We start from the raw sequence: 12866 nt of genomic DNA, 5'->3' as shown, positions 1-12866 counted from the left end.
AACCCTTGCGCCGGACTTTCGGAGGCCAAAACCGGATCAAAGATGAATCACGGCCAGATCAAGCCTGCCGTAATCCCCTTCGCTGTGTTCACTGCGTGGCGGTACGTGGTGGGTTTTCATGATCTGGTCGCCTTGCAGGGTTTCCAGGTGAATGTCGAAGCCCCACAACCGGTGCAGATGTTTCAGTACCTCGTCGGTGGAGTCGCCCAGTGGTTTGCGGTCGTGCTGCTGATGGCGCAGGGTCAGGGAACGGTCGCCGCGCCGGTCGATGCTGTAGATCTGCACGTTTGGTTCACGATTGCCGAGGTTGTACTGTGCGGCCAGGGTTTCCCGGATGATCCGGTAACCGGTTTCGTCGTGGATCGCCGGCACCAGCAGGTCGTCCTTCTGGTCGTCGTCGAGGATGCTGAACAACTTCAGATCGCGGATCACTTTCGGTGACAGGTACTGCAGGATGAAGCTCTCATCCTTGAAGCTGCTCATGGCGAACTTGATGGATGAGAGCCAGTCCGTGCCGGCAATGTCCGGGAACCAGCGGCGGTCTTCCTCGGTAGGTTCTTCGCACATGCGCCGGATATCGCGGTACATCGCAAAGCCCAGTGCGTAAGGGTTGATGCCGCTGTAGTAGGGGCTGTCGAAGCCTGGCTGAAACACCACGCTGGTGTGCGAGGTGAGGAATTCCATCATGAAGCCGTCAGTCACCAGGCCTTCGTCGTACAGATCGTTCATCAACGTGTAGTGCCAGAACGTTGCCCAGCCTTCGTTCATCACCTGGGTCTGGCGCTGTGGATAGAAATACTGGGCAATCTTGCGCACGATCCGCACGATTTCCCGCTGCCACGGCTCCAGCAGCGGGGCGTGCTTCTCGATGAAATACAGGATGTTCTCCTGCGGTTCGGCCGGGAAGCGTGCGTTGTCCTTGTCGCTGTATTTGTCCGCACCTTTGGGGATGGTGCGCCACAGATCGTTGATCTGTTTCTGCATGTGCTCTTCGCGGTCCTTTTGCCGCCGACGTTCTTCCTCGGCGGATATCGGATACGGGCGTTTGTAGCGGTCGACGCCGTAGTTCATCAGGGCGTGGCAGGAGTCGAGCAGGTCCTCCACTGCATCGATGCCGTGGCGTTCCTCGCACTGCATGATGTACTGCTTGGCGAACACCAGGTAATCGATGATCGAACTGGCATCGGTCCAGGTGCGGAACAGATAGTTGCCCTTGAAGAAGCTGTTGTGGCCGTAGCACGCGTGAGCCACCACCAGCGCCTGCATGCAGATGGTGTTTTCTTCCATCAGGTAGGCAATGCACGGGTCCGAATTGATCACGATCTCGTAGGCCAGCCCCATCTGCCCGCGACTGTAGGATTTCTCGGTGCTGAGGAAGTGTTTGCCGTAGGACCAGTGGTGATACCCCAGCGGCATGCCGACCGAAGCATAGGCATCCATCATCTGTTCGGCGGTGATCACTTCGATCTGGTTGGGATAGGTATCCAGGGCGTAGCGATCGGCGAGCCGGCTGATCTCGCGGTCGTAGGCCTGAATCAGCTCGAATGTCCATTCGGAGCCGGTGGAAATGGGTTGGCGTTTCTGCTCTTTGGCGGTCATGTCACTAACCTGCGCTGGAAGAGTTCACGGAAGACCGGATAAATATCCCCGGCCGAGACCAGCTGCTGCTGGGCAAACGTGTCGGAAAAGGCTTCGGCGATGCGTTCGTATTCGTACCAGAGGGCCTGGTGTTCGCGCGGGGTGATCTCCACATAAGTGTAGTACTGCACAAACGGCATGATCTGATTGATCAGGATGTCGCGGCAGATCGGCGAGTCATCGTTCCAGTTGTCGCCGTCGGAAGCCTGAGCGGCGTAGATGTTCCACTCGTTGCTCGGATAGCGCTCGGCCATGATCTCCTGCATCAGTTTCAACGCGCTGGAAACGATGGTGCCGCCGGTTTCCCGCGAATAGAAGAACTCCTCTTCGTCCACTTCCCGGGCGCTGGTGTGGTGACGGATGAAGACTACGTCGATCTTGTCGTAGTTACGCTTCAAGAACAGATACAACAGGATGAAAAAGCGCTTGGCAATGTCCTTGGTGGCCTGGGTCATGGAGCCGGAAACGTCCATCAGGCAGAACATCACTGCCTTGGAGCTGGGGTTGGGTTGCTTGATCAGCAGGTTGTACTTGAGGTCGAACGTGTCGAGGAACGGCACGCGATGGATGCGTGCGCTGAGTTTCTCGATTTCGGCTTCGAGTTCCTGAATATCGCCGAAGTTGTCCGGCTCTTCGCGTTTGAGTCGCGCCAGTTCCTCTTTGGCTTCGCGCAGCTTGGCGCGGCTGCTGCCGGACAGCGCAATGCGCCGGGCATGAGCCGAGCGCAGGGTGCGGATAATGTTTATCCGCGAGGGATTGCCTTCGTTGCTGATCCCGGCGCGCACGGTCTTGAAGGTGTCGGTGCCGCTGAGGTTACGTTTCACCAGATTAGGGAGTTCAAGGTCTTCGAACATGAATTCGAGGAATTCTTCCTGGGTGATCTGGAAGACGAATTCGTCCATGCCCTCGCCGGAGTTGCCAGCCTTGCCCGGCCCACGTCCGCCGCCACCCCCCGGTGGCCTGGCGATGTGCTCGCCGGCGGTGAATTCCTTGTTGCCGGGGTGAACCACGGTCTGCTTGCCGCCGCGCCCGTGGTGAAGCACCGGTTCGTCGATGTCGCGACCGGGAATGCTGATCTGTTCGCCGTGCTCCATGTCGGTGATGGAGCGCCGGCTGACCGCCTCTTCGACGGCCTTCTTGATGTGATCACGGTAACGCCGCAGGAAACGCTGGCGGTTCACCGTGCTCTTGTTCTTGCCATTGAGGCGTCGGTCGATCACATAGCTCATAGGAGGCCCTCCGGGCAGCTTCAAGTTGTGAGCTGCGAGCTGCAAGTAGAAGCACAGCGTTCACGCTTTTTCCCTGCAGCTCGTAGCTTGAGGCTTGTAGCTGTTTTACTGCGATTTCCGGACCCGTAGGTACCATTCGGACAGCAGTCGTACCTGTTTGTCGGTGTAGCCGCGTTCGACCATTCGAGTAACGAAGTCGTTGTGTTTCTGTTGATCCTCTTTGCTGGCCTTGGCATTGAAGCTGATGACTGGCAGCAGGTCTTCGGTGTTCGAGAACATTTTTTTCTCGATGACCACCCGCAGTTTTTCGTAGCTGAGCCAGGTCGGGTTCTTGCCGTTGTTGTTGGCCCGGGCACGCAGTACGAAGTTGACGATTTCGTTGCGGAAATCTTTCGGATTGCTGATGCCGGCCGGTTTTTCGATTTTTTCCAGTTCCTCGTTCAACGCGACGCGGTTGAGGATCTCGCCGGTTTCCGGATCGCGGTATTCCTGATCCTGAATCCAGAAGTCCGCGTACAGCACGTAGCGGTCGAAGATGTTTTGACCGTATTCGCTGTAAGACTCCAGGTACGCGGTCTGGATCTCCTTGCCAATGAATTCGATATAACGCGGTGCCAGGTACTCCTTGAGATAGCGCAGATAACGCTCGCGGGTCTCGGCCTGGAATTGTTCCTGTTCGATCTGCTGTTCCAGCACATAGAGCAGGTGCACCGGGTTGGCGGCGATTTCATGCGGATCGAAGTTGAACACTTTGGACAGGATCTTGAACGCAAAGCGGGTCGACAGGCCGTTCATGCCCTCGTCGACGCCGGCCGAGTCGCGGTATTCCTGAATCGATTTGGCTTTCGGATCGGTGTCCTTGAGGTTTTCCCCGTCGTAGACGCGCATCTTCGAATAGATGTTGGAGTTTTCCGGCTCCTTGAGGCGTGACAGCACAGTGAACTGCGCCAGCATCTTCAGGGTGTCGGGCGCGCAGTGGGCCTTGGCCAGGGAGCTGTTGAACAGCAGCTTGTCGTAAATCTTCACCTCGTCGCTGACCCGCAGGCAGTACGGTACTTTGACGATGTAGATCCGGTCGATGAAGGCTTCGTTGTTCTTGTTGTTGCGGAAGGTGTGCCACTCCGATTCGTTGGAGTGGGCGAGCAGGATCCCGGTGAACGGAATGGCGCCAAGACCTTCGGTACTGTTGTAGTTGCCTTCCTGAGTGGCGGTCAGCAACGGGTGCAGCACCTTGATCGGTGCCTTGAACATTTCGACGAATTCCATCAGGCCCTGGTTGGCCCGGCACAGCGCACCGGAGTAGCTGTAGGCGTCGGCGTCGTTCTGTGGGTATTCCTCGAGTTTGCGGATGTCGACCTTGCCGACCAGAGCGGAAATGTCCTGGTTGTTCTCGTCGCCCGGTTCGGTCTTGGCCACGGCGATCTGGTTGAGGATCGACGGGTACAGCTTGACCACGCGGAACTGGCTGATATCGCCGCCGAATTCGGCCAGGCGCTTGGTCGCCCAAGGCGACATGATGGTGTTCAGGTAGCGCCGTGGGATGCCGAAGTCTTCCTCGAGGATCGCGCCATCTTCGGTGGCGTTGAACAGACCCAGGGGTGATTCGAATACCGGTGAGCCCTTGATCGCGTAGAAGGGCACTTTTTCCATCAGCTGTTTCAGCTTCTCGGCCAGCGACGATTTACCGCCACCGACGGGGCCGAGCAGATAGAGGATCTGTTTCTTCTCTTCCAGACCTTGGGCGGCATGGCGGAAATACGAGACGATCTGGTCGATGCATTCTTCCATCCCGTGGAAGTCTTCAAAGGCCGGATAGCGACGGATCACCTTGTTGGAGAAGATCCGCGACAGCCGTGAGTTGGTCGACGTGTCGAGCAGCTCGGGTTCGCCAATTGCCATCAATAGACGCTCGGCGGCGGAAACGTAAGCGCTGCGGTCCTTTTTGCACAGCTCCAGGTACTCCTGCAGCGAGAGTTCTTCCTGGCGTGTGGACTCGAAGCGTTGTTGGAAGTGGCTAAAGATACTCATGACGTCACCTCGCTCGATACGTGGAGCCGACGCCGGATCACTCAGTCGATGCTGGCAAGCAGCCGCGGTGGCCGCTTGTTTACCCCCCAGAACACTTTCGCGGTCGACAACCTTGAAAGTCACTCCCGATGACCCGTGCGCCGGTGTACCGGCTCTCCCCTGTTTTGGATGGCCTGGGCTTAAGGATAGTTGGGAATTCGGGAGGTAAAGGCGAGATACGCAATTAGTTGTCGCAGACCGTTCGTCTGCCGCGCGCAGGCCCACGGCAGCCGGGGCCTGCACGTGACAAAAAAATTATTCGGCGGTGCCTTGCGCGGTTTCCGCAGGATAAGTCGTACGCCACAACTCGAAGCCGCCATCCATGCTGTAGACGTCGGAGAAGCCCTGACTGATCAGGTAGGCGGCCGCGTTCTGACTGGAATTGCCGTGATAGCAGACCACCACCAGTGGTGCGTCGAGATCGGCGTTGCGGATGAATTCCGAGATCGAATGGTTATCCAGATGGGTCGAGCCGGCGATGTGCAGCGCGGCGTAGGTTTGCGGGTCGCGGATATCGACCACCACCGCACCTTGCTCACGCAGGGCCTGGGCCTGTTCCGGGGGGATTCGTTTGAATTCGCTCATGGCGGGTTCCTGTAGCTCGGCAGAATGCGCAGTCTAACGCGGGACGTTGACTGGCGACGTTTCGGGGATAAGTGGTGCGACGGTTGGCGCAAGGTCACCGTGTTCATCGCATTTGCACGACACGCGTTCGCCACTGTCGACGTTCATCAGTGTCAGGCTGCCGCCCCAGACACACCCGGTGTCCAGTGCCGAGATGCCCGGTTCGTGGACATCGCCTTCGAGTGCAGCCCAGTGGCCGAAGATGATCCGTAAACCACGGGTCTTGCGCTCTTTGTGCTGGAACCACGGCTTGTAGCCTGGCGGTGCGGTGTCGAGGCCTTCCTTGCTCTTGAGATCGAGTTTGCCCTCGGCGGTGCAGAAGCGCATGCGGGTGAAATAGTTGGTGATGACGCGCAGGCGGGTGACGCCTTTGAGGTCGTTGTCCCATTTGGCGGGTTCATTGCCGTACATGCCGTCAAGAAACGCCGGGAGCAGATGGTCATCGTGCAAAGCCGTTTCCACTTCGCCAGCGCACTTCAAGGCACGACGAAGCGACCATTGCGGCGGAATGCCGGCGTGAACCATGACGACATCGCGCTGCTCATCGTAGTGCATCAGCTTTTGCTGGCGCAGCCACTCAAGCAGTACAGGGCCGTCGGGTGCTTCGAGGATCTCGCGCAGGGTGTCGGACTTTTTCAAGCGCTCGACGTGCCTGCTGACAGCCAGCAGGTGCAGGTCATGATTGCCGAGCACACACACCAGCGACTCGCGCATGCCATAGAGAAAACGCAGGGTTTCCAGCGATTGTGGCCCACGGTTGACCAGATCGCCGACCAGCCAGAGTCGATCGCGCGCCGGGTCGAACGCCACTTGCCTGAGCAGGCACTTGAGCGGTTCGAGACAGCCTTGCAGATCACCTACGGCATACGTCGTCATCAGTGCAGGGCTCCGGGGACGGCGAGGCGGAAGGGCTTGATGATTGCGTCGAAATGTTTGCCATCGGTGGCGACCATTTCGTAGGTGCCCTGCATGGTGCCGACCTTGGTGGTCATGACCGTGCCACTGCTGTAAGTGTGGCTTTTGCCAGCGTCGATCAGCGGTTGCTGGCCGACGACGCCTGCGCCGCGAACCTCTTCGACATGTCCGTCGCCATCGGTGATCACCCAGTGTCGCGACATCAGGCGAGCGGGCTTCTCTCCATTGTTCTGCACGGTGATGGTGTAGGCGAAGGCGAAGCGGTCGTGCTCGGGTTGCGATTGGTCTGCCAGATAGTGGGTGACGACACTGACATCGACCTGGTAACGAGGATCGGACATGCAAAAGGGCCTTAAGCAAAGCGGAACGCGAGGCGTAGCTGATGGGGAATCAGTCTAGGCAAGTATCGGGCAGTAAACCAGAGTGGCGTCCTGCCCGATAGCGTTCATCGCCAGTCAGTCGGCGGCGGGAGCGGGGGCTTGCTCGCTGAGCTTGTCGGCCAGGCGCACGAACGCGGCCAGGTCCAGTTGCTCGGGACGCAGGCTGCCATCGACACCGGCGGCTTCGATCTCGGCGGCGGTCATCAATTGCTTGAGGGTGTTGCGCAGGGTCTTGCGACGCTGGTTGAAGGCTTCCCGAACGACGCGCTCGAGCAGGCGATGATCCTTGGCCGGATGCGGCAGTACTGCGTGCGGCACCAGGCGGACGATGGCCGAGTCGACCTTCGGCGGCGGGTTGAACGCACCCGGGCCAACGTTGAACAGGTGCTCTACGCGGCAGTGGTACTGAACCATGATCGACAGGCGACCCCAGTCACCGCCACCCGGGCCGGCCGCCAGACGCTCGACCACTTCCTTCTGCAGCATGAAGTGCATGTCGCGAATGATGCCGGCGTTGTTCAGCAGGTGAAAAATCAGCGGCGTGGAGATGTTGTAAGGCAGGTTGCCGACCACACGCAGGCTGTTCGGTGCCGCGTTGAGCGTGTTGAAGTCGAACTTCAGCGCGTCGCCCTGGTGCAGGTTGAAGTTGCTCTTGCCGGCGAACTGCTGGTTGAGGATCGGGATCAGGTCCTTGTCCAGCTCCACCACGTCGAGTTGCGCGCCGGAGCTCAGCAGGCCGGCGGTCAGTGCGCCCTGGCCCGGGCCGATTTCCAGCATGCGGTCGTCAGGCTTGGCGCTGATGGAGCGCAGGATGCGGTCGATGACGCCGGCATCGTGCAGGAAGTTCTGGCCAAAGCGTTTGCGCGCCTTGTGTTGGTATTGCTCGGTCATAAACGGGTCTCGGCCATCTGGTAGGCGGTTTCCAGGGCGACCTGCAGGCTGCCGGTGTCGATCTTGCCGCTGCCGGCCAGATCCAGGGCGGTGCCGTGATCGACCGAAGTACGAATGATCGGCAGGCCAAGGGTAATGTTGACCGCAGCGCCGAAGCCTTTGTACTTCAGCACGGGCAGCCCCTGGTCGTGGTACATCGCCAGCACTGCGTCGCAGTGCTCCAGATATTTGGGGGTAAACAGAGTGTCGGCAGGCAGCGGGCCACGAAGGTCCATGCCCTCGCCGCGCAGGCGCTCTAAGGTAGGTTCGATGATGTCGATTTCTTCATGGCCCAGGTGTCCGCCTTCACCGGCGTGCGGGTTGAGTCCGCAGACCAAGATGCGTGGCTGGGCAATGCCGAATTTATCTTGCAGGTCGGCGTGCAGAATCCGCGTGACCCGCTCCAGCCGCTCCGGGGTGATCGCATCGGCAATCTCGCGCAGGGGCAGGTGCGTGGTGACCAGCGCCACGCGCAGGCCGCGAGTGGCGAGCATCATTACCACTTGGGCGGTGTGGGTCAGGTCTGCGAGAAACTCGGTGTGCCCGGAGAACGGGATGCCGGATTCGTTGATCACACCCTTGTGTACCGGGGCGGTGATCATTGCGGCGAAATCGCCGTTCAGGCAGCCATTACCGGCGCGGGTCAGGGTTTCGAGGACGAATGCAGCGTTGGCCTTGTCCAGTTGCCCGGCAACCACGGGGGCGCTGAGCGGGGTGTTCCAGACGTAAAGGCTGCCTGCAGGTGCGGGTGCGTCCGGCCAATGGCCGGGCGCCACCTCCAACAAGTTGACGGCCAGCCCCAACTGCGCGGCCCGCTCAAGGAGCAGGTCGCGGCTGGTGATGGCAATCAAGGGGTGTGGCTGGGCTTGCGAGGCGAGCAGCAGGCACAGGTCGGGACCAATGCCGGCTGGTTCGCCGGGTGTCAGCGCGAAACGCTTGGGTTTCACTGCGCTGCCTGGTCTGCGCCAGGGAGTTTGATTTCTACGTAGGCTTCTTCACGAATCTGACGCAGCCAGTTTTGCAGCTCTTCATCGTATTTTTTGTTACGCAGAACAGTCATCGCCTGTTGCTCGCGAGCCTGCTCGGTGCTGTCGGTGGCGCGACGGCCAAGGACTTCCAGTACATGCCAGCCGTACTGGGTCTGGAATGGCTTGGACAGCTGACCTTGCGGGGTCTTGGCCATCACTTCGCGGAATTCCGGTACCAGCACGCTTGGGTCGATCCAGTTCAGGTCGCCGCCGTTGAGCGCCGAGCCCGGGTCTTCGGAGTAGTTCTTCGCCAGTTCAGCGAAGTCTTCACCGGCCAGGATGCGATCGTACAGCGATTGCACCAGTGCTTTGGTTTTGGCTTCGTCACGGATCGGGCTTGGCTTGACCAGGATGTGGCGCACGTGCACCTCATCGCGCATCTGCGCTTCGCCACCGCGTTTGGCCAGCAACTTGAGGATGATGAAACCACCCGGGGTGCGCGCAGGCTGGGTGATGTCGCCAACGGCCATGCTGCTCAGCTCGCGGTCGAACGGCGGTGGCAGTTGCGCGGCTTTGCGCCAGCCCATGTCGCCGCCTTCCAGGGCGTTGTCGCTGCCGGACTTGGCAACGGCCAGTTGACCGAAGTCAGCGCCTTGCTTGAGTTGCTGGTAAACGTCCATGGCCTGACGGTAAGCGCTCTGAATGGCTTCAGAGCTGGCGCTTTCCGGCGTTGGAATCAGGATGTTGGCCAGGTGCAGTTCTTCGGACAGTTGCATCTTGCCCAGGTCCGAGGCGAGGAAGTTCTTCACTTCCTGCTCGGAGACCTGAATGCGTTCTGCCACGCGGCGCTGACGCACACGGCTGATGATCATTTCGCGCTTGATCTGGTCACGGGCGTCGTCATAGTTCAGACCGTCGTGAGCCAGGGCGGCGCGGAATTGATCCACGGTCATGTTGTTGCGCTGGGCGATAGTGCCGACAGCCTGGTTCAGTTCTTCATCGGTAATGCGGATGCCGGAACGTTCGCCGATCTGCAGTTGCAGGTTTTCGACGATCAGGCGCTCGAGCACCTGTTGATCCAGCACGCCCGGAGGCGGCATGCCGCCACCACGCTTGGCGATGGTCTGCTGAACTTCGTGGACACGCTGGTCCAGTTGGCTCTGCATGACCACGTCGTTATCAACGATCGCGACCACTTTATCGATGGACTGTACTGCGGCGTTGGCCGCAGTACCCAGGAACAGCGCGCCCAGCAGCAGCGGGCGCAGACAATCAGAAAGCTTGGTCTTCACGTTCACGATAACCTTGAATGCCTTTGTCGAGGAAGCTCTCTACCTTGGCGCCAGTCAGGCCGCCGAGTCCCTTCAGAACAATTTGGAGGAAGACGCCGTGGTCGCCTTTTTCGTTTTGCGGGGCATCTTGACTGAACTCGTCATAAGACACCCAGTAACGGTTGATCAGGCGCAGTTTCCAGCAGCAGTTGTCGTACTCGAAACCACCGAACGCTTCCAGCGTACGGTTGCGGTTGTAGTCGTACTGCCAGCGGCTGATGGCGTTCCATTGCGGCACGATCGGCCAGATGACCGAGAAGTCGTGCTGCTGGATCTTGTAGTAGTCCTTGATGAAGCCCGGTTTGCCCGCTTCGCCGTAGTCACCGCCGATACTCCACTTGCCGGTGCTCTGGTCGTAACGAACCTGGTCATTGCGATAGCGGTAACCCGCGTTGATGACCTTGTTCGGGTTGTCTTCAGGCTGATAGTGGAACATCGCACTGCCGGAGCGTGGGCTGCGGCTGTCCGGATCCCAGTTGTAGTCGGCAGTGGTGCGCCAGTCGCGGTTCCAGCGATATTCGTATTCCAGCGCGTATGGCGACACATTGGATTGCGCGTCATCGCGGGTCTTTGGATCAATGCCTGGCAGTTGTACTTCACGATTCTTGAAGTAGTAAGCCTGGCCGACGCTGATGCGTTGACGTTCGAAGCCATTGTCTTCGATCCAGCGGCTGGTTACGCCCAGCGACAGTTTGTTCTCGTCGCCGACACGGTCGGAGCCCGAGAAACGGTTGTCACGGAACAGCGAGGCGTAGTTGAAGGTGTATTCACTGGTGTCGAATACCGGAATGTCCTTCTGGTCTTCCTCAGGTACATAAAGGTAGAACAGACGAGGTTCCAGCGTCTGACGGTAGTTCTTGCCGAAGTACGAGGTATTGCGGTCGAAGTACAGGCCGCTGTCGATGCTGGCGATCGGTACGCCGCGGTTCTGCGAGCTGCTGAACGACTCGCCGAGAGCGGAGGAGCCGTTGCGGTTTGTTACCAGATCATTTTTGCCCTGGCCATCAAGGTCAAGATCGTACTGAGTGTATTGATACTTGAGCGATGGCTTCAGGAAACCATAGGTCCAGTTCATTGGCAGACTGACACCTGGCTTCAGGTTCAGGCGGGTGCCATTAGCTCGGGCCAACCCGGACACGTTTTTGTCCAGTCGATCCGACAGGTTGCCGTTTTCATCAGAGAACTGGCCTGTTTTCAGATCACGATCAAACCGCACAACCTCGGTCTCGTAATCGAAATTCAAGCCTTCCGGGTGATACGGCAGCTGACCATTGAAGGTGATCTGCGGCAGACGACCATAAGGCGTGATGTTCGAAACGGTAGCGAGCTGGTACTGCTGAGCATTCAAGGTGGCGGTGTACGAGTCGCCACGGTAGGAAACCAGACCCTGCTGGTTCACGTAGTCGGCGCTCTTCACCCCGATCTGATCGGTGGTCAGGTCCTGGAAGTAGTACGGGTCGCTGATCTTGGTGTAGTCAACCTGGGTGTACACGCGGGAGTCGAGACCACCCTTGTGCTGCCAGTTGTACATGTAGCGATTCTTTTCGTAGTCGGTCTGCTTGCTGCGATCGGTATCTTCGTCGTTCAGATACGCAGCACCGAACTGACCTTCGCTGGACTTGGTCAGGTAGCGGAACTCGCCTTCGACCAGCATGCCGCGCTTGCTCATGTAGCGCGGGTACAACGTGGCATCGTAGTTCGGCGCCAGGTTGAAGTAGTACGGGGTGACCAGCGTGAAGCCGGTATCGCTGCCGGTGCCGATGGTCGGCGGCAGGAAACCCGACTGGCGACGGTCGTCGATCGGGAAGTAGATGTACGGCGTGTACAGGATCGGAATGTCCTTGACCCGCAGCGTCACGTTGGTCGCGGTGCCGAAGCCGGTGGCAGGGTTCAGGGTGATGTTGTTGCCCTTGAGCTGCCAGGCGTTGCTGTTTGGTTCGCACGTGGTGTACGTGCCGTCCTTCAAGCGGATGATCGCGTTTTCGGCACGCTTGGCGTACAGCGCGTTACCGCGAATGCGCGATTTGTGCATCACGTATTCGGCGTTGTCGACCTTGGCTTCACCGGTGTCGAGCTGCACATCGGCGTGGTCGCCGACGATCAGCGCGCCGTTGTCGCGGATGCGTACGTCGCCGTTGAGTTCGGCGCGGCTCTCGGCCTGATACAGGCTGGCCTCGTCGGACTCGACCTGCATGCTGCCCTGACGCAGAACCACGTCGCCGGCCAGCGTACCCACCTGATCTTCGGTGTTGTAGCGCGAGGCCTTGGCGCCGATAAAGGTCGGTGCGTCACTTTTATTCGTCTTGTCATTCATGCCAGGACGAATCGGTTCGATATAGGAACCAGAGCAGTAAGGACCGGTCTCGGCCAATTGGGCGGCGGTGAGCTTCTCGCGCGGAACCCAGTCGAGGTGACTGTAGTCTTCGCTACGGGATTTCAGGCCGCGGCCCTTGGCTTCGGTGACCAGCGCAGGTTTGGCGCCGGTGTCGGAAGTGGAACCGTTCTGGGCCGGGGCTTCGCCAGCGGCGCTGACGGCGCTGCCGTCATGTACCGGACGCGGCGGCAATGCAGCGGCCGGCGCCTTTGGCGCACACGCCCAGCCACCCGTTGCCGAGACGGCGCAGTCATACTGCTCGGCGGCAACAACGAATTGGCTGGCCAGAGGTTGCATAGCCAGCAGACTGCCGGTTACCAACAACGGAAATTTTTTACGAAACGCGGGGGATTTCAATGCCATCTTATTAGTCCGGGCTTCCTGCGTGCCATCTGCCCGCGGTGTGGGCC

Annotated in this window: 10 protein-coding genes; all 10 read right to left on the bottom strand. The window is 59.4% G+C overall.

Annotation, left to right across the window (positions count from 1 at the left end; translation table 11 throughout):
• Positions 1-36: 36 nt before the first annotated feature.
• Positions 37-1599: a SpoVR family protein gene (locus AC1UK9_RS25665; RefSeq protein WP_473013740.1), complete on the bottom strand. Its 1563-nt coding sequence runs from the start codon at positions 1597-1599 to the stop codon at positions 37-39.
• Positions 1596-2867, bottom strand: coding sequence for a YeaH/YhbH family protein (locus AC1UK9_RS25660; RefSeq protein WP_003228849.1), 1272 nt, complete (start codon positions 2865-2867; stop codon positions 1596-1598). The genes AC1UK9_RS25665 and AC1UK9_RS25660 overlap by 4 nt, the downstream gene beginning before the upstream one ends.
• Positions 2868-2972: 105 nt before the next feature.
• On the bottom strand, positions 2973-4895 hold the full coding sequence (locus AC1UK9_RS25655; protein WP_003228848.1) for a PrkA family serine protein kinase: 1923 nt from the start codon (positions 4893-4895) through the stop codon (positions 2973-2975).
• A gap of 294 nt (positions 4896-5189) precedes the next feature.
• A complete protein-coding gene (gene glpE, locus AC1UK9_RS25650; protein WP_025108649.1) occupies positions 5190-5519 on the bottom strand; it encodes a thiosulfate sulfurtransferase GlpE in 330 nt (109 codons plus the stop codon).
• A 33-nt stretch (positions 5520-5552) separates the two neighbouring features.
• A complete protein-coding gene (locus tag AC1UK9_RS25645) occupies positions 5553-6434 on the bottom strand; it encodes a symmetrical bis(5'-nucleosyl)-tetraphosphatase (protein ID WP_482578713.1) in 882 nt (293 codons plus the stop codon).
• Positions 6434-6814, bottom strand: a complete 381-nt coding sequence (apaG, locus tag AC1UK9_RS25640; RefSeq protein ID WP_025108651.1) for a Co2+/Mg2+ efflux protein ApaG — start codon at positions 6812-6814, stop codon at positions 6434-6436. Before apaG ends, AC1UK9_RS25645 begins: the two co-directional genes overlap by 1 nt.
• Positions 6815-6928: 114 nt before the next feature.
• The gene (rsmA, locus tag AC1UK9_RS25635) at positions 6929-7744 is read right to left on the bottom strand and encodes a 16S rRNA (adenine(1518)-N(6)/adenine(1519)-N(6))-dimethyltransferase RsmA (RefSeq protein WP_025108652.1); all 816 of its coding nucleotides are present in this window, start codon (positions 7742-7744) and stop codon (positions 6929-6931) included.
• The gene (gene pdxA, locus AC1UK9_RS25630; RefSeq protein WP_482578712.1) at positions 7741-8730 is read right to left on the bottom strand and encodes a 4-hydroxythreonine-4-phosphate dehydrogenase PdxA; all 990 of its coding nucleotides are present in this window, start codon (positions 8728-8730) and stop codon (positions 7741-7743) included. Before pdxA ends, rsmA begins: the two co-directional genes overlap by 4 nt.
• Positions 8727-10049, bottom strand: a complete 1323-nt coding sequence (gene surA / locus AC1UK9_RS25625) for a peptidylprolyl isomerase SurA (RefSeq protein ID WP_029977375.1) — start codon at positions 10047-10049, stop codon at positions 8727-8729. Before surA ends, pdxA begins: the two co-directional genes overlap by 4 nt.
• Complete coding sequence (locus AC1UK9_RS25620) at positions 10024-12819, bottom strand: LPS-assembly protein LptD (RefSeq protein WP_025108655.1); 2796 nt, start codon at positions 12817-12819, stop codon at positions 10024-10026. The genes surA and AC1UK9_RS25620 overlap by 26 nt, the downstream gene beginning before the upstream one ends.
• Positions 12820-12866 lie beyond the last annotated feature (47 nt).

It is taken from the genome of Pseudomonas sp. AK-TSAG1-1 (assembly GCF_056821665.1).
The sequence above is the reverse complement of the archived record's forward strand: the minus strand, read 5'-3'. Positions and strand labels throughout refer to the sequence as shown.

What these genes read in the sequence shown, in the direction of transcription:
- AC1UK9_RS25665 (WP_473013740.1), bottom strand. Translation starts at nt 1,599, where the DNA reads ATGACCGCCAAAGAGCAGAAACGCCAACCCATTTCCACCGGCTCCGAA.
- apaG (WP_025108651.1), bottom strand. Translation starts at nt 6,814, where the DNA reads ATGTCCGATCCTCGTTACCAGGTCGATGTCAGTGTCGTCACCCACTAT.
- rsmA (WP_025108652.1), bottom strand. Translation starts at nt 7,744, where the DNA reads ATGACCGAGCAATACCAACACAAGGCGCGCAAACGCTTTGGCCAGAAC.
- glpE (WP_025108649.1), bottom strand. Translation starts at nt 5,519, where the DNA reads ATGAGCGAATTCAAACGAATCCCCCCGGAACAGGCCCAGGCCCTGCGT.
- AC1UK9_RS25660 (WP_003228849.1), bottom strand. Translation starts at nt 2,867, where the DNA reads ATGAGCTATGTGATCGACCGACGCCTCAATGGCAAGAACAAGAGCACG.
- AC1UK9_RS25620 (WP_025108655.1), bottom strand. Translation starts at nt 12,819, where the DNA reads ATGGCATTGAAATCCCCCGCGTTTCGTAAAAAATTTCCGTTGTTGGTA.
- AC1UK9_RS25645 (WP_482578713.1), bottom strand. Translation starts at nt 6,434, where the DNA reads ATGACGACGTATGCCGTAGGTGATCTGCAAGGCTGTCTCGAACCGCTC.
- AC1UK9_RS25655 (WP_003228848.1), bottom strand. Translation starts at nt 4,895, where the DNA reads ATGAGTATCTTTAGCCACTTCCAACAACGCTTCGAGTCCACACGCCAG.